The organism is Oscillibacter sp. PC13, assembly GCF_900115635.1.
Lineage (GTDB): Bacteria > Bacillota > Clostridia > Oscillospirales > Oscillospiraceae > Oscillibacter.
Genome location: NZ_FOXE01000010.1, coordinates 71,105 through 91,853 on the forward strand (window position 1 = coordinate 71,105; position 20,749 = coordinate 91,853).

General features: G+C 53.8%; 20 protein-coding genes. 8 read left to right on the plus strand and 12 right to left on the minus strand.

Annotated elements, in window-relative coordinates:
* Nucleotides 1-3 precede the first annotated feature (3 nt).
* From gltB to spoVAD, 4 genes are all read right to left on the minus strand, one after another.
* Complete coding sequence (gene gltB, locus BMZ81_RS07700; RefSeq protein ID WP_091130543.1) at nucleotides 4-4,536, minus strand: glutamate synthase large subunit; 4,533 nt, start codon at nucleotides 4,534-4,536, stop codon at nucleotides 4-6.
* 111 nt (nucleotides 4,537-4,647) lie between these two features.
* Entirely contained in the window at nucleotides 4,648-5,187 is a 540-nt protein-coding gene (locus tag BMZ81_RS07705) for an ANTAR domain-containing response regulator (RefSeq protein WP_091130544.1), read from the minus strand.
* A gap of 150 nt (nucleotides 5,188-5,337) precedes the next feature.
* Nucleotides 5,338-6,669, minus strand: a complete 1,332-nt coding sequence (gene glnA / locus BMZ81_RS07710; RefSeq protein ID WP_091130546.1) for a type I glutamate--ammonia ligase — start codon at nucleotides 6,667-6,669, stop codon at nucleotides 5,338-5,340.
* 293 nt (nucleotides 6,670-6,962) lie between these two features.
* On the minus strand, nucleotides 6,963-7,976 hold the full coding sequence (gene spoVAD, locus BMZ81_RS07715) for a stage V sporulation protein AD (protein ID WP_091130553.1): 1,014 nt from the start codon (nucleotides 7,974-7,976) through the stop codon (nucleotides 6,963-6,965).
* A 193-nt stretch (nucleotides 7,977-8,169) separates the two neighbouring features.
* Between spoVAD and BMZ81_RS07725 the strand changes: the two genes are divergently transcribed.
* Both BMZ81_RS07725 and BMZ81_RS07730 read left to right on the plus strand, forming a co-directional pair.
* Complete coding sequence (locus BMZ81_RS07725; protein ID WP_091130557.1) at nucleotides 8,170-8,784, plus strand: hypothetical protein; 615 nt, start codon at nucleotides 8,170-8,172, stop codon at nucleotides 8,782-8,784.
* A gap of 141 nt (nucleotides 8,785-8,925) precedes the next feature.
* Nucleotides 8,926-10,089, plus strand: a complete 1,164-nt coding sequence (locus BMZ81_RS07730) for a cation diffusion facilitator family transporter (protein ID WP_091130558.1) — start codon at nucleotides 8,926-8,928, stop codon at nucleotides 10,087-10,089.
* Between the two features lie 158 nt (nucleotides 10,090-10,247).
* On the opposite strand, the gene rpsI is transcribed toward BMZ81_RS07730, so the two are convergent.
* The 4 genes from rpsI to BMZ81_RS07750 form a co-directional block, all read right to left on the minus strand.
* Complete coding sequence (gene rpsI / locus BMZ81_RS07735) at nucleotides 10,248-10,652, minus strand: 30S ribosomal protein S9 (RefSeq protein WP_091130560.1); 405 nt, start codon at nucleotides 10,650-10,652, stop codon at nucleotides 10,248-10,250.
* A 14-nt stretch (nucleotides 10,653-10,666) separates the two neighbouring features.
* Nucleotides 10,667-11,098 (minus strand): 50S ribosomal protein L13, encoded by a 432-nt coding sequence (gene rplM / locus BMZ81_RS07740; protein WP_091130562.1) that lies wholly within the window; start codon nucleotides 11,096-11,098, stop codon nucleotides 10,667-10,669.
* Nucleotides 11,099-11,347: 249 nt separating this feature from the next.
* Nucleotides 11,348-11,611, minus strand: coding sequence for a pro-sigmaK processing inhibitor BofA family protein (locus tag BMZ81_RS07745; RefSeq protein ID WP_091130563.1), 264 nt, complete (start codon nucleotides 11,609-11,611; stop codon nucleotides 11,348-11,350).
* Nucleotides 11,602-11,868, minus strand: a complete 267-nt coding sequence (locus BMZ81_RS07750; protein ID WP_091130565.1) for a DUF2508 family protein — start codon at nucleotides 11,866-11,868, stop codon at nucleotides 11,602-11,604. The genes BMZ81_RS07745 and BMZ81_RS07750 overlap by 10 nt, the downstream gene beginning before the upstream one ends.
* A 78-nt stretch (nucleotides 11,869-11,946) precedes the next feature.
* Between BMZ81_RS07750 and BMZ81_RS07755 the strand changes: the two genes are divergently transcribed.
* Nucleotides 11,947-12,411 carry a nucleoside deaminase gene (locus BMZ81_RS07755; protein ID WP_091130619.1) on the plus strand — a complete coding sequence of 155 codons (465 nt, stop codon included), beginning with the start codon at nucleotides 11,947-11,949 and terminating at the stop codon, nucleotides 12,409-12,411.
* A gap of 226 nt (nucleotides 12,412-12,637) precedes the next feature.
* Here the strand turns inward: BMZ81_RS07755 and BMZ81_RS07760 are convergent, their stop codons facing one another.
* Nucleotides 12,638-13,438, minus strand: a complete 801-nt coding sequence (locus BMZ81_RS07760) for a hypothetical protein (RefSeq protein ID WP_143072752.1) — start codon at nucleotides 13,436-13,438, stop codon at nucleotides 12,638-12,640.
* 258 nt (nucleotides 13,439-13,696) lie between these two features.
* On the opposite strand from BMZ81_RS07760, the gene spoIID reads away from it, so the two are divergent.
* From spoIID to BMZ81_RS07785, 5 genes are all read left to right on the plus strand, one after another.
* Nucleotides 13,697-14,719, plus strand: a complete 1,023-nt coding sequence (gene spoIID / locus BMZ81_RS07765; RefSeq protein WP_091130567.1) for a stage II sporulation protein D — start codon at nucleotides 13,697-13,699, stop codon at nucleotides 14,717-14,719.
* 69 nt (nucleotides 14,720-14,788) lie between these two features.
* Nucleotides 14,789-15,949, plus strand: coding sequence for a polysaccharide deacetylase family protein (locus BMZ81_RS07770; RefSeq protein ID WP_091130571.1), 1,161 nt, complete (start codon nucleotides 14,789-14,791; stop codon nucleotides 15,947-15,949).
* A gap of 91 nt (nucleotides 15,950-16,040) precedes the next feature.
* Nucleotides 16,041-16,745: a response regulator transcription factor gene (locus tag BMZ81_RS07775; RefSeq protein WP_091130573.1), complete on the plus strand. Its 705-nt coding sequence runs from the start codon at nucleotides 16,041-16,043 to the stop codon at nucleotides 16,743-16,745.
* Nucleotides 16,746-16,863: 118 nt separating this feature from the next.
* Nucleotides 16,864-18,300, plus strand: a complete 1,437-nt coding sequence (locus BMZ81_RS07780; RefSeq protein WP_091130621.1) for a sensor histidine kinase — start codon at nucleotides 16,864-16,866, stop codon at nucleotides 18,298-18,300.
* Between the two features lie 7 nt (nucleotides 18,301-18,307).
* Nucleotides 18,308-19,642, plus strand: coding sequence for a S1C family serine protease (locus BMZ81_RS07785; protein ID WP_091130575.1), 1,335 nt, complete (start codon nucleotides 18,308-18,310; stop codon nucleotides 19,640-19,642).
* Nucleotides 19,643-19,678: 36 nt separating this feature from the next.
* Here BMZ81_RS07785 and BMZ81_RS07790 read toward each other — a convergent pair whose 3' ends face one another.
* From BMZ81_RS07790 to BMZ81_RS07800, 3 genes are all read right to left on the minus strand, one after another.
* The gene (locus tag BMZ81_RS07790) at nucleotides 19,679-20,050 is read right to left on the minus strand and encodes a sulfite exporter TauE/SafE family protein (RefSeq protein ID WP_091130577.1); all 372 of its coding nucleotides are present in this window, start codon (nucleotides 20,048-20,050) and stop codon (nucleotides 19,679-19,681) included.
* Complete coding sequence (locus BMZ81_RS07795) at nucleotides 20,047-20,400, minus strand: TSUP family transporter (RefSeq protein ID WP_091130579.1); 354 nt, start codon at nucleotides 20,398-20,400, stop codon at nucleotides 20,047-20,049. Before BMZ81_RS07795 ends, BMZ81_RS07790 begins: the two co-directional genes overlap by 4 nt.
* An 86-nt stretch (nucleotides 20,401-20,486) precedes the next feature.
* Entirely contained in the window at nucleotides 20,487-20,678 is a 192-nt protein-coding gene (locus BMZ81_RS07800; RefSeq protein WP_091130582.1) for a DUF1540 domain-containing protein, read from the minus strand.
* Nucleotides 20,679-20,749 lie beyond the last annotated feature (71 nt).

Genomic DNA, 20,749 nt, shown 5'->3' on the forward strand with positions numbered 1-20,749 from the left:
TTCTCAAGATTTGGTGTTGGCGTAAAACGCTTCAATTTCTGCCTGCTCGCGGCTCATGCCCTTTTCCTCGTTTTGGGCAATGGAGCGCAGCATTTGATCATAATCCCTGGGCATTACTTTTTTGAAACAGGGAATATAGCTCTTAAAAGCAGCCAGAATCTTTTTGCCGCGGGGAGAGTCGGTGGCAGCCACATGCTCTTCAATCAGGGCACGGAGTTCCTCGATGTCGTGATTTTCCGTCAGCGTGTCGGTAAGAACCTGCTCCTTATTGAGCCGCATATACAAATCATGCTTTTCATCCAGAACATAGGCAATGCCACCGGACATGCCAGCTGCAAAGTTCTTTCCTGTCGGGCCCAGAATTACGCAGCGGCCGCCGGTCATATACTCGCAGCCGTGATCCCCCACACCCTCTACCACGGCCACTGCACCGGAGTTCCGAACGCAGAAGCGCTCACCAGCCATGCCGTTGATAAAGGCCCGGCCGGAAGTAGCGCCGTACAGGGCCACATTGCCCACAATGATATTCTCACCGGGCTTAAAGGTGCTGCCCTGGGGGGGATAGAGCACCAGCTTGCCGCCGGAGAGCCCTTTGCCGAAGCCGTCGTTGCAGTCGCCCTCCAGCTTCAGAGTCAGGCCCTTCGGGATAAATGCACCGAAAGACTGTCCGCCGCCGCCGTGACAGGTGATCACATAGCTGTCATCCGGCAGAGAATTGCCGTTGGTCCGTGTGATCTCAGATCCGAACAGTGTGCCGAAGGAACGATCTGTGGAGGAAACCTTCAGATCCAGTCGGCCGGTCTTCTTGGTTTTCAGGCTCCTGCCCAGTTTTTCCAGCAAGACACTGACATCTACGGTTCGCTCTAACTGAAAGTCGTAGACGGTTTTTGGATCGAAGTGCGGCACATGGGTCCCATAGGGATTCTGCAGAAGGCCGCTCAAATCCAGCGTTTCCGCCCGGCGGGTCACCAGTTTTTCACGAACGCGCAGTAAATCACTGCGGCCCACCAGCTCTTCCACGGTACGGATGCCGAGTTTGGCCATGAGCTCCCGCAGCTCCTGCGCCACAAAATTCATAAAATTCATCACGTACTCCGGCTTCCCGGAAAAACGCTTACGGAGCTGAGGGTTCTGGGTGGCGATGCCTGCCGGACAGGTGTCCAGGTTGCATACCCGCATCATACAGCAGCCCATGGCGACCAGGGGGGCTGTGGCAAAACCGAATTCTTCAGCACCCAGCATGCAGGCGATGGCCACATCCCGGCCGGTCATCAGCTTTCCGTCCGCCTCAATGACCACCTGCGATCTCAGACCGTTTTGGATCAGCGTCTGATGCGCCTCTGCAACGCCCAACTCCCAGGGAAGACCAGCTCCCTGAATGGAGTTTTTGGGCGCGGCGCCGGTGCCGCCGTCGTGTCCGGAAATCAAAACCACTTGGGCCCCAGCCTTTGCAACGCCGGCCGCAATGGTGCCAACGCCCGCCTCGCTCACCAGTTTTACGCTGATGCGGGCATGACGGTTGGCATTTTTCAGATCGTAAATCAACTGGGCCAAATCTTCAATGGAGTAGATATCGTGATGGGGGGGAGGAGAGATCAGTGCCACGCCGGGAGTGGAGCAGCGGGTTTTCGCAATCCAAGGGTAGACTTTTTTGCCCGGCAGGTGCCCGCCCTCACCGGGCTTGGCTCCCTGGGCCATCTTGATTTGGATCTCCTGGGCGCTGTTCAGATATTCGCTGGTGACGCCGAAGCGGCCGGAGGCTACCTGCTTGATGGCGGAGCACCGCTCGTCGTGGAGACGCTCCGGGTTCTCCCCGCCCTCGCCGGAGTTGGATTTGCCGCCCAGGCGGTTCATGGCAATGGCCATGCACTCATGGGCTTCCTGTGAAATGGAACCGTAACTCATGGCACCGGTCTTAAAGCGTTTGACAATGGACTCTACGCTCTCCACCTGCTCAATGGGGATGCCGCCATCCTCCGCGAACTGGAAGCCCAGCAGTCCCCGCAGGGTGTGGGGCTTGTCAGCAAAGTCTACCAGGGAGCTGTATTCTTTGAAAGCACCGTAATCACCCTTCTGCGCGGCTTTTTGCAGCAACAGGATGGTCCGGGGATTGTACATGTGATCTTCCTTGTCCGGGCCGGAACGCAGCTTATACATGCCGGTGGAGTCCAGCGTGGTATCATAGCCCAATCCAAGAGGATCAAAGGCCTGGTTGTGATTCCACTCCACGCCCTCTCCGATTTCCTCCAGGCCGATGCCCTCCACCCGGCTGACTGTGTTGGTGAAGTATTTATCAACGATTTTCTTGTTAATACCCACGCACTCAAAAATCTGAGCGGACTGATAGGACTGGATGGTGGAGATGCCCATTTTAGAGGCAATCTTTACAATGCCGTGGAGAATGGCATTGTTGTAGTCATTGACGGCGGCGGTGGGGTCCTTGTCCAGAAGGCCGATGGACACCAGCTCCTCTACGCACTCCTGGGCGAGATAGGGGTTGATGGCCTGGGCACCGTAGCCCAGCAGGGTTGCAAAGTGATGGACATCCCGCGGCTCCGCACTCTCCAGAATCATGGAGACGGCGGTGCGTTTTTTCGTGCGGACCAGATACTGCTCCAGTGCGCTGACTGCCAACAGGGAGGGAATGGCCACATGGTTTTCGTCCACACCCCGATCGGAGAGAATCAGGATGTTGGCGCCGTTTTTATAGGCCCGGTCTACATTGACAAACAGCCGATCCAAAGCGTGTTCCAGAGGGGTGGACTTGTAATACAGCAGGGAGATGGTTTCTACCTGGAAGCCCGGCTGCTTCATATAGCGGATTTTCATCAAATCCACGGAGGTGAGAATGGGATTGTGAATTTGCAGAACCGTGCAGTTTTCCGCCTTTTCCTGCAGCAGATTGCCGCCGGATCCCACATAGACGGTGGTGTCAGTGACAATTTCCTCCCGGATGGCGTCAATGGGGGGATTCGTCACCTGGGCAAAGAGCTGCTTGAAATAGTTGAACAGAGGCTGGTGATGCTCGCTGAGGACTGCCAGGGGGGTGTCCACTCCCATAGCACTGGTTGGCTCTGCCCCATCCCTGGCCATGGGCAGAATGGAATCCTTGACCTCTTCATAGGTGTAGCCAAAGGCCTTATACAGCCGGTCCCGCAGCTCCTGGGAATGGTTTTCCACCCGTCTGTTGGGAATCGGCAGATCCTTCAGATATACCAAATGGGCATCCAGCCACTCTCCGTAGGGCTGCTGGGTGGCATAGTGGTTTTTGATGTCCTCGTCATTTATCAGCTTTCCTTGCTTCAAATCCGCCAGCAGCATCTTGCCCGGCTGCAGACGGGACTTCTTGACAATTTTCTCCGGCGGGATCTCCAGCACACCGACTTCAGAGGAGAGGATCAGAATATCGTCGGAGGTGAGATACCACCGGCATGGCCGCAGACCGTTTCGATCCAGCACGGCGCCCATGGTATCGCCGTCGGAAAAGACAATGGCGGCAGGGCCGTCCCAAGGCTCCATCATGGTAGCGTAGTAGTGGTAGAAATCCCGCTTTTCCCGGCTGATCTTCTTGTCGTTGGCCCAAGGCTCCGGAATGCACAGCATCACTGCCTGCGGCAGCTCAATGCCGTTCATCATTAAAAACTCCAGCGTGTTGTCCAGCATGGAAGAATCGGAACCGCTTTGATCCACCACCGGAAGAATTTTGTCCATATCTTCTTCCAGGACAGAGGACTGCATGGTTTCCTCACGGGCCATCATGCGGTCTACATTGCCGCGGATCGTGTTGATCTCGCCGTTGTGGAGAATATAGCGGTTGGGATGTGCCCGTTCCCAACTGGGGTTCGTGTTGGTGGAGAACCGGGAGTGAACCAGAGCGATGGCGCTCTCGCATTCCGGATCCTCAAGGTCGGCATAGAACTTCCGCAGCTGCCCTACCAGGAACATGCCCTTGTAGACAATGGTCCGGCTGGAGAAGGATGGAATGTAGGTGTTGACATTAGATTGCTCAAATTCCCGGCGGACGACATACAGTTTCCGGTCAAAGGGAAGTCCGGCCGCGCAGTCTGCGGGGCGCTTCACAAAGCATTGGCAAATGCAAGGCATGCAGCTTTTGGCCCGTTCCCCCAGCACCTCCGGATGCGTTGGGACATCCCGCCAGCCCAGAAATTCCATTCCCTCCTTGGCGACAATAATCTCCAGCATCTTTTTTGCCTGAGCCCGCTTCAGGGAATCGGCGGGAAAGAAAAACATGCCAACGCCGTAGTCCCGTGCGGCCCCCAGGGAAATTCCTTCTGCGGCTGCGGCCTTCACCATCAGCCGGTGGGGGATCTGGATCATCAGACCGACGCCGTCGCCTGTTTCCCCGGAGGCATCCTTGCCAGCTCGGTGCTCCAGTTTTTCTACAATCTTCAGCGCGTTATCCACGGTCTGATGGGTCTGCACGCCGTGCAGATCCACTACAGCCCCAATGCCGCAGGCATCATGCTCAAAGCGGGGATCATATAAGTTGTTTTTCCTTTGATCAGGTTCCACCATGGGAGGACCTCCAATCTATGTAATATAAGGTTTGTTTGACATATGAGAACTGAAAAGCCGAACTTCAGAGCGGTTATACCTCACCTTCCGGGGCAGCGCAGCATCTGAAAATTAAAAGGTATAGGAGTCGATGATGACCTGGGCAGTTTCCGCCAGCTTTGCACCAGTATCCATACTGCGCTTTTGCAGAAAGCGGTGGGCTTCTGCCTCTGTCATGCGATTCACATCCATCAGCAGCTCCTTGGCTTTTAAAATCAACTGCTGCTCTTCTTCCTTCCGGTGTGAGGGTGGATGGCGCAAGTTTTTGGCTTCAAACTGCTGCAGAAGATCCAGCGAGGCAAAAAATTCAGAGCGGAGAACGGGAGTTGGCAACTTAAAAAGGTTTTCTCCCTCACAAAAATCCAGGTTGACGGCAGAGGAAATCACCAAAACAGCAGCCGTTTCCCGGAGACTGTCCGCCAAATCGCTGGCGGTCATATCCCGCAGCTTGAACCCGCAGATGATAACAGCGCTGCCCAATTTGCGGGCAGTCCGGATTACGTCGGAACCGGAAAAATAACAGCCGGCAGGACTGAGACCTGCCGAGTCCAGCAGACGTGCAATGCGCCGCTGAGCCTCTTCATGGGAAAATGCCACCAGAATCCGATTCATGCTGCCGCTTCCCTCCTTTACCGGTACTTGGTTCTGTGGAGCTGTGCTTTATCCATGCAGGCAAGCCTGCTGCAGACGCCTTTCCGCGTCACATCATAATCGGCTGTGCCAAGCGGGCTGCCTGCGATGCCGTACGCTGCAGCAGGCGTCTCAATAGATGACCAGATACTTCTCCAGCTCCCACTGGGAAACCTGTGTCCGATATTCCTCCCATTCCCGCAGCTTGCCGGTAACGTACTGCCCCGTCACATGCGCACCCAGGGCGGCTGTAACGACCTGGTCGTTTTCCATGGCGCTGATAGCGGCCTCCAGTGTCCCGGGCAGGCTGGCAATATGGTGGGCTGCCAGTGCGGCCTCATCCATGGCGTAGATATTCTCTGTAATTTCAGGCGGCGGGGTTAACTGCTTTTCAATGCCGTCCAGGCCGGCAGCCAGACACACCGCAAATGTCAGATAGGGGTTGCAGGAGGGATCTGGACTCCGCAGTTCCAAACGGGTACTCTGTCCCCGCGGAGCCGGGATACGGATCAAAGCGGAGCGGTTGGAGGAGGACCAGGCCAGATAACAGGGAGCCTCATAGCCCGGAACAAGCCGTTTATAGGAGTTTACCAACGGATTGGTGATGGCACAGAAGCCCTGGGCGTGGCGCAGAAGACCGGCAATAAACTGATAAGCCAAGGAAGAGAGCTTTCTGGGATCCGACTCATCATAGAAGACGTTTTTTCCGTCCTTGAACAAGGACATATTCACATGCATGCCGCTGCCGGCAGTGCCATAGACCGGTTTTGGCATAAAGGTCGCATGGAGACCGTTTTTCTGAGCCAGTGTTTTTACGGCCAGCTTAAAAGTCATGATGTTGTCGGCGGCAGTCAATGCCTCGGCATATTTGAAGTCGATTTCATGCTGGCCTGCGGCCACCTCGTGATGGCTGGCTTCGATTTCGAAGCCCATCTGCTCCAGACTCAGGCAGACTTCCCGACGGGTGCTCTCTCCGTGATCCAAAGGGCCAAGGTCAAAATAGCTGGCTTCGTCGCCGGTTCGTGTGGTGGGGCGGCCGTCCTCATCCGTCTGAAACAGGAAAAACTCCAACTCAGGGCCGGCGTTGAAGGAGAAGCCCATGTCTTTTGCCCGCTGGAGTGTGCGCTTTAAAACGTTTCGCGGATCTCCCACGAAGGGGGTGCCGTCGGGATTATGTACGTCGCAAATCAGCCGGGCCACTTTACCGTACTGGGGCCGCCACGGAAGAATGGTGAAGGTGTCCAAATCCGGATAGAGATACTGGTCTGACTCTTCAATCCGGACAAAGCCTTCAATGGAACTGCCATCCATCATAATCTGGTTGTTCAAAGCTTTCTCAATCTGAGAAGCGGTAATGGCCACATTTTTCAATTGTCCGAAGATATCCGTGAACTGCATGCGGATGAATTGGATGTCCTCCTCCTGTACCATCCGGATAATATCCTCCCGAGTATACTTGCTCATAAATGCACAAACTCCTTTCAAATGGGAAATTTTGCAGTTTTATACTTTAAAGTAATAGAAAAACTCTTTACGAAAAAAGAGCGCAGGGCGACAAGGAGAGGGCGCCCTTGCTCTCTCTATTTTGAAATTATACGTGCGAAAAGCCCGCTATGTCAACGGCTTGGCATCAACAAAGCGGGCTTTTTTAAAAATTTTATAAGTTATTCTAAAATAAGTGGTTTCTAAAAAAATGCCTTTGTGCAATTTCTGTGTGGCACACACTTGTTCTCTTGACAGAAACACAATGGTGCCGCTTACGTCTCTGCGGACAGGCAGACCGCATGGCAGATGCCAGGGATGGATTCCCCCTGAAAGGAGCTGGTTGGAGAGAGCAGCGCACCAGTGGGAGCGAAGAGAATCTTCTTCCAGCGGCCTTTTTTCAGCTCTGTCAGCAGATATCCGTTCAGTACGGAGGCTGAGCAGCCGCAGCCGCTGGCTCCGGCGTGCATGTCCTGATCCTCCCGGTTGTATAAAAGCAGGCCGCAATCCTGAAAGTTTGGTAATTCTACGCCGTCTTTGGAAAAAAAATCCCGGACAATCGCATGCCCCAACTCTCCTAAGTCACCGGTGATCACCAAGTCGTAATCTGCTGGCTTTGTCCCGGTGTCCTGAAAAAAGGCAGACAGGGTATCGTAAGCAGCCGGGGCCATGGCGGCCCCCATGTTGTTGGCATCGGTAATCCCCTTATCCACGATTTTACCGCAGGTAACATGCGTAACATATGGACCGGAACCATCCGCTTCCAAAATAGTGCATCCGGCTGCGGTGGCGGTCCACTGGGCGGTTGGCGTTCGCTGATTACCATAGGGGACGGGCATTCGATACTGCCGTTCAGCGGTACAGAAATGGGAAGAGGTCATGGCTGCGACTTTATCGGCAAATCCGCCGTCAATCAGCAGGGCTGCCAGGGACAGTGACTCCCCCATGGTAGAGCAGGCGCCATACAGGCCATAAAAGGGAACTTTGAAATCCCGCAGGCCGAAAGAGGATCCGATACACTGGTTCAAAAGATCTCCCGCCAGAATATAATCCAGATCGGCAGCAGTCAGACCGGCTTTTTCGAGGGCACAGTTCAGCACGCTTTTCTGCATGGCGGATTCCGCTTTTTCCCAGGTTTTTTCTCCAAAGAAGGAGTCGTTGTTCAGCGTGTCGAAATAGGAGGCTAAGGGTCCCCGCGACTCAAATTTCCCCCCAATATTGGCAAATGAGAGAATGGAAGGAGGATGGGCAAATGCGACGGTTTGACGGCCCAGATGTTTTTGCTTCATAAAGCGGCCACCTCTTTTAATGAATGTTTCCATAGGATGTCCAAAATTGAAAAAAATATAAGCAGAAGGGAGCGCTTGGCGGAAAAAGCGCGGTTAGATGCCGCTAATGTTCTAAAAATGCTGTACAGAAGAATTTTCACATGCTATAATCTGTACCTAAATGGAAAATTTAAATATACATGGGGTGTAAGAAATGAATGAGGAAATGCGGACGTTTGGATATCTCTGTCCTGCCTGCGGCAAGCCGGTGATGGGCGCCCGCTCGGTATTTGCACTGGAGGCCTCCGACGCGGAGATCGCGTGCAGCTGTGGAAAATCAGTTCTCCGGACGGACTTTGATGGGGAGAAATATAAAATTTATGTTCCGTGCGGTATCTGCGGAGAAACGCATGTAGCCTCCTGCACTGTGGAACGGGTCACCCGGGGGGCGACTGCTTTGGGATGCGCAAAAACAAAGCAGTTTTGCTGCTTTATCGGACCAGAGGGAACCGTAGAAAAAAATCTGCGGGAGTTGGAGATTCTGGCAGAGAAAGAAAAACGCCAGGAGGGGGCTCCCGCCCCGGAAACATTTCTGGACAATGTGATTATGTATGAGGTGCTCTCGGAACTAAAGGAGATTGCCGCCAGAAAGGACGGAATTACCTGCGCCTGTGGCAGTTGCCAATATGGCATGGAAATCCGCCGCAGTGCAGTGGACTTGGTGTGCCGCACCTGCGGGGCCAAGCTGCGGATCCCTGCCGCTACCGATCGGGATTTGGATGATCTCTGCTGCCATCTGAAGCTGGTAATTCCGGGAGAAAAAACGTGAGGTTCCGGAGGATGGCCTTCCCGGTGAGAGCTGTGCAGCCGTGGTATACAGCGGAAGACTGCCAGATGGATGAGGAGCATTCAGGTCGGCCAGTCTAAGGGGAGAACACCCACAAAAACAGCGAAAGGATTGGAACATGATATGATTTCACTTCTGGCACGGCTGCTGCTGAAGTCAGAGGGGCGCAGCGAAGCAGAGCTTCGCAAAGCCTATGGCATCCTCTGCGGGGCTGTGGGAATTTTTTTCAATATTCTGCTGTTTGCAGGCAAGTTTGTGGCCGGAAAGTTATCCGGCTCCATTGCTGTTACGGCGGATGCCTTTAACAACCTATCGGACGCAGGATCCTCGGTAGTGACATTGCTGGGTTTTCAGCTGGCAGGACAGAAGGCTGATTCGGATCATCCCTTTGGCCACGGACGGGTGGAATACTTGTCCGGACTGGGAGTATCCATGCTGATTCTTTTAATGGGATTTGAATTGGCAAAGTCCTCTGTGGAAAAGATTTTACATCCGGAGACGGTGGATTCCAACCCCTTGGTATTGCTCATCCTGTGCATTTCCATTGCGGTGAAGCTGTATATGTTTTTGTATAACCGGAGGATCGGGAGAAAGTTGAATTCCACCGCAATGGAGGCAACCGCCATGGATAGCCTCAGTGACAGTGTGGCCACGGCAGCGGTGCTGCTGGCGACTGTGGTTGGGCAGATCACCGGATGGAAAATCGACGGTTGGTGTGGCATTTTGGTAGCTTGCTTCATCCTCTGGTCTGGCTTCAACGCGGCAAAGGAAACACTGGATCCCCTGCTGGGCACACCGCCTACCCATGAATTTGTGGACCAAATCCGCCGGCTGGTGCTGGCGCATCCCACCATTATCGGCATCCATGATCTCATTGTCCATGACTACGGACCCGGCCGGGTAATGATTTCTCTTCATGCGGAGGTCTCTGCCTCAGAAAACGTACTGGAACTCCACGATGAAATTGACAATGTGGAGAGAGAACTGAAGGAGAGGCTGGGGTGTGAGGCTGTCATTCATATGGATCCCATTGTGACAGATGACGGGATTACCGAAGAAACACGCCAGAGGGTGCAGGCGCTGGTGCATTGCATTGATGATGCCGTCAATATCCACGATTTCCGAATGGTTGCCGGCCCAACCCACACGAATGTGATTTTTGACGCAGTGGTGCCCTTTCACTTCCGGCTAACAGACGAGGAAGTGGAGAAGAAAATCAAGGCCGCTGTGCGGGCGCTGGACGGAAACTATTATGCGGTGGTTCACGTAGAACGTTCCTATACTTAACATAATACAGTTGCATCATGGCCAAATGCCGCCCAGCTTGGGCGGCATTTTTTATCAAGTCAGCATGGAAAAAAACAAGTGGCATTAGCCGCCCTGTGCTTGATATAAAAAAGAGCGCCGCCCATACAGGACGGCACTCTTGAGAAGCTGAAAACAAATCAGCGCTTGGAGAACTGGGGAGCACGACGGGCGGCCTTGAGGCCGTACTTCTTACGCTCCTTCATGCGAGGATCGCGGGTCAGGAAACCGGCCTTCTTCAGGATGGGACGGTTGTCCTCGCTTGCCAGCAGCAGGGCGCGGGCAATGCCATGACGCAAAGCGCCGGCCTGACCGGACACGCCGCCGCCGGCAACTGTCGCAACAATATCCATCTTGCCGGTATTGCCAGTGGCATCCAGAGGCTGGCGAACGACCATCTTCAGGGTATCCAGGCCGAAATACTCATCGATGTCACGGCCGTTGATGGTGATGGAGCCGGTGCCGTTGGGGAACAGATGGACGCGGGCCACGGAAGACTTCCGGCGGCCGGTACCATACAGATAGGGCTTCTTAGACTGATACATGCTCTTGCTCCTCCTTATTCAACGTCCAGAGCCACGGGCTTCTGGGCCTGCTGCTCATAGTTTGCGTCGGCATAGATGTGCAGGCGCTTCAGAGCGTCTCTGGAGATGGTGTTTTTCGGCATCATGCCGCGGATTGCCACCCGCATAGCTACATCGGGCTTCTCCTGCATCAGGATGCGGTAGGGAGTCTCCTTCAGACCGCCTACCCAGCCGGAGTGGGTGCGATAAATCTTCTGGGTTCCCTTGTTGCCGGTCAGGACAGCCTTACCGACATTGATGATGATGACATTGTCACCGCAGTCAGCATTGGGAGTGTAAGTGGGCTTGGTCTTGCCGCGCAGCAGATCCGCAGCCCGGACAGCGGTCTTGCCCAGGGGCTTGCCCGCAGCGTCCAGGATGTACCACTTACGCTCAATGTTGGCCTTGTTTGCCATAAAAGTGGACATGGTGTTTCCTCCGTATATTGAAATTCTTTGGATTGCTTTACAAATCAAAGGCTCCGGGGTAAAATCGGAGCAAGACTATTTATAGCATACAGAACGCGGACTGTCAACGGGAAAAGTATTTATCCTGATAAATGCTTTAAATATCTTTTAATTTCTTTGAATATCTCTTGAATTCTAACTTTTTAATTTTAATTTTGCGCAAAAAAAACACGGAAGAGCGCAGCGCTCCTCCGTGTGCTCCTATGTAGCCTATAAAATCCATTGTACCAACAAGAGCAGTGCAAAGCCCGGCAGCCCCAGCACTCCAATGACCAAGGCATTCCACAGATTCAGCCCCAGAACAATACCAGTGACGCCGGCCGTCAAATTCACTGCCCATAGTGCCAGAAAGCCCAGCAGCGTATTGGCCAGCAGCTTCAGCGCCAATCGAAATGGCGTGCTGAAGATTCGCAGCAGGGCGATGAGAAAAAAGCTCGCCAGGATGACGGCAATGACTTTTTGATTCAGGTCCATGTGGTATTCCCCTCCACTTGTACGGCGGCAGCGGTATCCGGGCTGCGTTCCTTAATGGCGCGGATCAAGTAATTGCATCGGGCTTTCACAGCGCTGATCTGGTAGACACAGGACTCTACCAGTTCCGGATCCAAAGCCTGATCAAACTGATGGTACGCCTGAGCCAGATCTCCCTGGGCACTCAGCAGCTCTTCCTTCAGTGCCAGCAGCTCTGGATCGGGCTGGGTATTTTTTTTTGAAAAGAGAACGGTTTTCATGGCAGGTCCCTCCTAACATTATTTCTACGGGGAGTTTGGACAAATATGCCAGATTTCATGCAGCTGGGAGGGAAAAAGATGGAAACAAAACAGGAACAGTATATGGCGCAGGCCCTTGCACTGGCACAGGAAGCCGCAGATGCCGGAGAGGTACCGGTGGGCTGCGTCATTGTCCGAAATGGGGAAATCGTGGGCCGGGGCCGCAACCGTCGGGAGGAAAAGCAAGCTACCTGCTCCCATGCAGAAATGGAGGCCATTGCCGGGGCAAATAAGCTGCTCGGCACGTGGCGTTTAGAAGATTGTGAGCTCTATGTCACGTTAGAGCCGTGTCCTATGTGTGCAGGGGCAATTCTTAATGCACGAATCTCCAGAGTGTGGTACGGTGCCAGAGACGGGGCGATGGGGGCTTGCGGAGGAGTAACGAACCTTTTCATGGAGTCATTTCCGAACCCTCCCGCCCTGGTGGGCGGCATACTGGAGGAACCATGCCGGAAAGTGCTGTCGGACTTTTTCAGCGGGATCCGGGAAGCTGAAAGGAGTTGACATAAAATTTTTGCGAAAGATTGTTATATTTAAAACTTTTGTAACAATTGGCGCTGGTTTGCTTAACAACTCTCCTGTATCTTAATACTTGCAAGAGACAAAACTTCTTTTCATCCAATCTTCCAAAACAGAAACAGGGCCAGCTGAAAAGCTGGCCCTGTTTCTGTTTCTAAGAAGAGCCCTGTCTAAGAAGGTGGCTTCGACAGGGCTCTTGTGTTAAACTGGGTTATAGATCGTTATGGTTCCATACCGCGGACATGGCATCCAGCCGCAGAAGCAGAAAGCCCAGCAGCGTAACAGCACCACCGGCGTACAGGAGGGCGGAGGAGATATCATGGCCGCCCGCCAATGCAGAACCGCATAACACAACGGCGGGCATAACATACAAGGCAAAACGCCGGGTTCGTCCTGCCTGGAAAGCAAACGAAGAGAGCCGGTAAAAACCAAGCGTCAGAAAGACCAGGGCCAAAATTTCCACATAATAAGAGGAAAGTGACGGATTGATGGAAGCGGTCCGATAGGTCAAGACCAACCGTACTACCAGACAACATACCGGAACCAGCAGCATATTGGAGCTGTTAAGGTGCGGCGCTTCGGCAGATGAATGCCTGCGGCATACCGTTACTGCCGGAAAGAGGGCGGCGGCGGAGATTGCAGTCAGGACACCTGCGATGATCTCTGCTCGGGATGCATTTACCAAAAAGCCGCTGTACAAATCGAAGAGGCCTGAGGCCGCCAAAAGAAAAAGGCCGGCTACCGGCACTGTCAAAAGGGCGGGACTGGAAGTGGAAAATGCAGTGGAAAAAGAGGGCGCAAACTCCCTTTCATCGGGCAGCTGCTTGCAGATAATCAAAAAGAGAACCGCAAGCACTGCCAGAAGCCCCAGAAACAGATAACCGTACAGGTTCCCGGAAATAGGGAGTCCGGTGTCTGGCTCAAAGCCGGTGCGGCAGAACAAAAACCACAGCAGAAAGGCGGCGGCAGTCCCCGCCAGGGTCAGCATGGGAATATACAAATACTTTTTCATATTGTTCAAAAATCCCTTCGGACAGTAATGGAGATGCTGAATTTGCCTGGCAGTTCCTTCAAGCAGGAGGAAGAACGGACGTAAGCCGCCTGGCGGTTGGCCATCCTGCCATCCAGAAAGGGCGATAAGCACGATCATAGGTATTTTGCGGCTATTATATCACGGGGAAATTCGTTTGTCCATGCCGGCCTCATCTTTCGGGGAACAGGCGCATACAGTGGAAGGACAACCACTAGGAAACGAAAGAGGAGGAAAACCATGAAACGCAACTCCAATGTCCGGCAGAGTGTCGCCGTATCTGTTATATTACTGGTGCTGTTGTTTGCACTGCCGTTGGCGGTGATTGTACCCTTCCGGTCAGAGCTGTTTTCCACAGAGAGCCCGGTTCAGGAGTCGGAGGGAGAGCCTTTCACGCCGGGAGAACTGGACGGGAAAACTGTTTTAAAGGTGCTGAATGGAGACGCGGTGGAGGAGATGACGCTTGGAGAATATTTGGTGGGCGTCGTCCGGGCCGAGATGCCGGCCTCTTTTGAGCCGGAGGCACTGAAGGCGCAGGCGGTAGCGGCCCGGACCTATACGCTGTATAAAATCCAAAGCGGAGGAAATCACGGAGAGACAGCGGATATCTGCACAGACTCCACCTGCTGCCAGGCATACATTGCAGAGGACGCGGCCCGCAATAACTGGGGGAAGGATGCCGACGCATACGAGGAGAAAATTGAGTCCGCCGTCCGGGACACAGATGGCATGACCATTCTCTACGGCGGTATTCCCATCCTGGCAGTCTTTCATTCCTCTTCCGCCGGGCAGACACGGGCATCCGGATCTGTGTGGCTGAATGATCTGCCCTATCTCCAGAGTGTGACTTCTCCTGAGGCTGGAGACGCAATTCCCAATTATTACAGCCGGGCGGAGTTTACCGCTGCGGAATTCCGTGAAAAATTTCTGGCGGCGCATCCGGAGGCGAACCTGTCCGGAGAGATCGGCGGCTGGCTGAAGAATGCCGTCATGGACAGTGCCGGCAGTGTGGAGACGCTGTCTGTAGGAGGGATAACTGTAAAGGGAACGGAATTACGGACCATTCTCGGGCTTCGGTCTGCATGCTTTGAGTGGGAAGTGCAGAATGGAAATCTGGTATTTTTCGTTACCGGCTACGGTCATGGTGTGGGGATGAGCCAATACGGAGCCAACCAGATGGCAAAAGATGGGGCGGATTATCAGGAAATCCTGACGCATTATTATAGCGGTGTTACGGTGGAGGCCTATTCTCAGCCTGGATGATCCTTTACAATAAGCATAAAAATGTGATAAAATATACTATTCTAAGAAACGGTGGGGGAGGCGGAGGAAATGAAGCATAGGATCCTGGCACTTGTATGCGCACTGCTGCTGATGGTTCAGATGGGCTTTGTACCTGCGCTGGCTGCCCGACCCGTCTATTTTACTGCAATCAACGCCAATGTCCTGCCACTGACAGATGAGAGCATGCCCTTTTGGTCCGGAGGTTACCTGTATGTAGACAGCAGCATCTTTACAATGGCGGACAATACTCCAGGAAAACTTTTGGGAATTTACCGCTCACTGAATACTGCCAAACAAGTGCTGGTGCTGTCGGCGGACGGGCGGTCGCTTATATTCGACTTGGTGATGGAAACCGTCCAGGATGACCAGGGGATCAGCTATTATCCGGCCAGCATCCAACGCAATGGAAGGGTGTTTATTCCGGTTTCCCTGGTGGCTTATTTCTTCAGCCTCACGTACAGCAGCACCCGGGTGGATCGGGAAGGCAGCTATCACGGCTATTTGGTGCGGATCCGCAACGATAAGACGGCAATCCCTGATGACAAGGACTTTGCTGACGCGGCGACTTATTTAATGGAGACCCGGTACGCGGATTATTTAAAGGGGAAGGAACCGGAAGAGACGCCTATGGAAACGCCGTCTGACGACCCCGCAGAAGAGATTACGACTCAGCAGGGAAAGACGGTGTACTTGTGCTTGAAGGCGTCGGATGCTGTTGCAGTGGAAGGGCTTTTGGATGTGCTGGATCGCAATGGGGGCCAGGTAGTGTTTTACTGCACCTTGGATTTTTTGGAAGAGCAAGGGGATTTGCTGCGGCGCATGGAAGCCGCGGGTCAAGGCATTGGCTTGCTGGCAGACGCCGAGAATCAGGAGCTGTCTGTGCTGGAACAGCTGGAGCAGGGAAACCGCGCTCTGGAGCGGGCCACTTGCAGGAAAACACGCCTTGCCTTTTTGGAAGATGTTACGGAACAGGCTAAGGCAGAGGCGGAGAACGCCGGCTACTGCTGCCTGAAAGCTGCGTTGGATCGGTCGGCTTATCCGCTGAAAAGTGCATCTGCCGCTGATACACTTCTGCAGCGGGTAACGGGACAGAAGGGGACGGCTTCCGTATGGTTGGGTGACAGCGCAGATGAGGCGGGTCTGCGGGCCTTTCTAGTGGCTGCTGCCAAGGCAGATAACCGCTGCCTGGCCCTGACGGAGACCGTATGAGAGGCAGCGTCAAATTTACAGAAAATTCAACACCATCCGGTGAAACCAGGTATAATGAAACCACGGAATTGCAAAAATGGGAGGGAGCACGATGGGACGTAACATTTTGGTCGTAGAAGATGACCATAATATCTCCGATCTGATTCACATGTATTTGGTGAAGGAGGGATTCGACGTCCGTATTGCCGGAGACGGCGGAAAGGCCATTGAAGAATTCCAGAAGCAGGTTCCCGATCTGATTTTGCTGGATATCATGCTGCCGGTAATGGACGGGTGGTCAGTCTGCGCCAAGATCCGGGAAACCAGTAAAGTGCCGATTATCATGCTCACGGCGAAAAGTGAGGTCTTTGACCGGATTCAGGGGCTGGAGATGGGGGCTGATGACTATATTGTCAAGCCCTTTGAGATGAAAGAATTGATTGCCCGCATCAATGCGGTCCTGCGGAGAACAGAAATTCCAAATGACACCACCAAACGCCTGACCTTTGACAAGCTGGTGATAGACCTGGACTCCTATGAACTGATTGTAGACGGTAAAAAAATTGACACCCCGCCCAAAGAGCTGGAGCTGCTCTACCACCTTGCCTCCACACCGAATCGGGTCTATACACGCAACCAGCTGCTGGATGAGGTTTGGGGCTTTGACTATTTCGGAGACAGCCGCACGGTGGATGTTCACATCAAGCGCCTTCGGGAAAAGGTGGAAAACGTCAGCGATCAATGGGCGCTGAAAACAGTCTGGGGCGTAGGCTATAAGTTTGAGCTGGGTGCGCAGCAGACGGAAAAGAGCAACTGATTATGCAGGCAGGGCGGCGGGAAGCGGCGCCGGTGCAATTTGACGCAGTGATACATTTGAGAACAGGAAAGGATAGCCGCAAGACCGGTAATTGTGCGGGGTGTAAGGGCGCATGGTGATGAATAAACTCGGCAAAAGGTTTCAAGGACTGTACTGGCGGCAGCTATTTGTTACTGCCGGCATGGTTATGCTGACGCTATTTTTGCTGGGGGCATCTTTTTTCTCGCTGAGCTATAATTATGCCAGGGGGCAAAAAAGCGAGGAGCTGCAGGCCAAGGCGCAGATGGTGGCCCAACTGTCTGTCAGCTATCTGGAAAACGGCGGCTTTCAGGATGAGGCGGATTTGCAGCAGCTGGCCTCCTTTGCTGCGACTGTGTCAGATGTGGATTTTATGATCTGCGATATACAGGGTCATGTGATGCTCTCCACAGATCAGGATTTAGAGGGCATGGTGGTGACTATACCTGGAGATATGACGGCAGAGGTGCTGGAAAAGGGCGCCTGTTCCCGGCGGAGCAATTTGAACGGCCTGTATGAGAGCAAGCGGTTTGTAGTCGGTGTCCCGGCGCGGATGACCGGATCGCAGGAGGCTGCGGGACTGGTTTATGCAGTATCCACCAGCGCTTCCTTGGATGCCATGTGGCAGGGGTTTGTCGGCCTCTTTTTTATGACAGCTTTTGTAGTGCTGATGATCTCCTTCATGGCATCCTCCATTACCGCAATGCGACAGGTGCAGCCCATCCGGGAGATGGCCCAGGCCACCAGGCGGTATGCGGAGGGTGACTTTGATATCCGTATGAATAATTACGGCCGGAATGATGAGGTCGGCGAGCTGGCGGCCTCCTTTAACAACATGGCCGAGACACTGCAGCAGACGGAGCGGCAGAGAAGAGAGTTTATTGCCAACATCTCCCATGAACTGAAAACACCTATGACAACCATTGCCGGCTATACAGACGGAATTCTGGATGGAACCATTCCACCGGAAAACGAGCGGCAGTATCTGCAGATCATCTCCAATGAGAGCCGCCGCCTTTCCCGCCTGGTGCGGCGGATGCTGGATGTCAGTCAGCTGCAGGCCATCGATCCCCTGCGCGGCGGCAGTCACTTTGATATTTGTGAGAGTATGCGCCGGGTCTTAATTTCCATGGAAAGAAAAATCAATGACCGGAATCTGGACGTGGATGCCGATATACCCGAGGAACCGATTTTGGTGCTTGGCGATAATGACATGATTACCCAGGTAATTTACAACCTGCTGGAAAATGCCACGAAGTTTGCGACGCCCGGCTCTACGCTGTACCTGGGAGTTGCGACCATTGACGGCAAGGCCCGGGTAACGGTTCAGAATCTGGGTGATACGATTCCTGCAGAGGAGCTGCCCCTGCTGTTTGAGCGGTTTCACAAGAGCGACAAGTCCCGCAGCGAGGATAAGGACGGCGTAGGTCTGGGGCTTTACATTGTGAAGACCATTTTGGAGCAGCATAAGGAGAAAATTAATGTGACCAGCGAGAACGGTGTGACGACGTTCACCTTTTCGCTGACCGCAGAATGAGGAGTCCATGGACGAAGAAAAGGAAATGACACAGGCTGCCGCGCCGAAACGGGAAGATGGGGCCGTGATTGCTGGCAACGGGCTGCTTTCAGGCGAAGAAGTGGTGGAGGTATACTGCCGCCCTATGCCCGGAGAAATTGTAGAAACATACGTTCGCCCTCTGCCCGGCCGAAACACCGTACCTGCCGCTGCATGGAAAAAACGGAAAAAGACGGGCCTCTGGGTGTTTCTGCTGTGCTTTGGTTTGACGGCTGCCATGGCGGCGGGCGCATACTTCTGGAACCAGTCACGCATATGGAACCGCTGGGAATATGGTGTGCAGACGAGCGAGCCGGTGTCCAAGGAAATCACCATCTCAACATATCCTATTGGCCAGGGGGCGGCGCTGACGGTGGAAACTGGCCATGGCCCGGAGATGACTACCCAGGAGATCTATGTCCGGGTGAACCCGTCTGTGGTAACGGTGATGGCGCAATTAGAGACCAGCATGTCAGTGGGTACCGGCGTGATTTTTACAGAAAACGGTTATATCCTCACCAATTATCATGTACTGGAGGGCGGCCGGGACTGTGAGGTGGCACTCGACAGCGGCCGAAAATATGAGGCAAAGTATGTAGCGGGCGATGCAAAAAACGACCTGGCTGTGCTGAAAGTGGATCTTGAAGGCTTGCCGGCGGCGGAGTTCGGAGACTCCGACCTGCTGACAGTGGGCGATCCGGTGTGTGCCATCGGAAACCCGCTGGGGACGGAGCTGCGTGGAACGCTGACCGATGGCATTGTTTCCGCCATTAACCGGGACGTTCAGGTGGATGGCCGGACGATGACCCTGATTCAAACCAACGCGGCGCTGAATTCCGGGAACTCCGGCGGGCCGCTGATCAACCGATATGGTCAGGTGGTAGGCATCAATACGATTAAAATGAGTTCTTCCTATTCCAGCATCGAAGGGCTTGGTTTTGCGATTCCCTCCGCGTCCATCCGATATCTGGTCAATGACCTGCTCACTTACGGCGAAGTACAGCCGGAGCCAGTGCTGGGCATTTCTGTTATGCAGATGGGGGTACAGCTGGAGAATGGATTATGGGGAATCCAGGTTCTGGAGGTAACACCCGGCTCCTCCGCTGATTTGGCGGGTGTGAAAGAGGGGGACTTTGTCCTTTCCGCCGGCGGCATCGCTACCGAGAGCAGCAGGGACTTGCTGCGGGCCAGACGCCAGTATCGTGTGGGAGAGCAAATGCCGGTTGTCCTTTGGCGGGATGGCGAACCGGTGGAAATTACCTTGGACTTAAACCAGAGCGCAGAAGAGGCTGACGGAGCTGCTGAAGATTTCCATCTTCCGTAATGAACACATAAAAAAGTGGGCCGGCATTTTGCCGGCTCACTGCTTTTTCTCCTTTTGAGGCCAGACCAGACTGACACCGGAGAGAAGAAGATATACGCCAAAGGGCTTGCGCAGAATTTCAACATCCACTGCCGTAGCGATCCACGCACCGATGAGAGCGGCTGCCACTGCGGTGGGAACGGCACTCTTTAAAGTGGGTTTGTCAAGAAATCCGTTTTTTGCATGGCAAACTAGGGCACTGACCGCAGTGGGCAGGAAAAACAGAAGATTGATACCTTGGGCAGTGCGTTGATCCACCCCCAGAAACAGGGTCATCACCAACAGCAGCAGGGTTCCGCCGCCTACGCCCCAAGCAGAGATGATGCTGGCCCCCAGGCCGCACAAAAAGGGAAGCAGCAGGTCCTTCATATCAGATATTTCACCCCCGCATAAAAGAGGAATGCGGCAAACATCCATTTCAGCCATTTTGTGGAGACTTTTCCGTAGAGCTTGCCACCCAAAAAGCCGCCGATGAGGCCGCCAAGCAGATAAGGGAGAGCAGTTCTAAGGGAAAGATCTCCCCGAAAAAAGTAAACGGCAGCGGACACCAGGCACACCGGGAAAATGACTCCCACACAGGTGGCGTACAATTTTCTCTGCGAGAGAAAGTTTGCCCGGGAGAGGATGGGGAGAAACACCATCCCGCCTCCGCCTCCAAACAAGCCGTTGGCAAGGCCCGCTGCACCACCGGCAATTCGTGTTGCCCAAAGCTTTTGCATATGAGTTCTTCATCTCCTGACATTCATGTAAGAAAAGGGGCTTCGGGGGCATATACGGACCCCGAAGCCCTGTGCGTGCGGTTTGCTTATTTCAGCTTGAAACTCTGACAGTCAGTGCATTCGATCTGAGTGGGATTTGCCTCGTGAGTTCCCACCTGAATAGTGTCCAAACCACAGTACTGATTATCCTGACAGTGGTGGGCACAGTTGTTCACAGTGCACTTGATGCTCTGGTTGGGGGTGCAGGCACAGCCGCCGTTGGTGCAATCCTTCGTCATAATATGATCCTCCTGCATGAAAAATCTTTGGCTTTCCGCCGCAGATAGTGTGTGCGACAGAGCAAAAACTA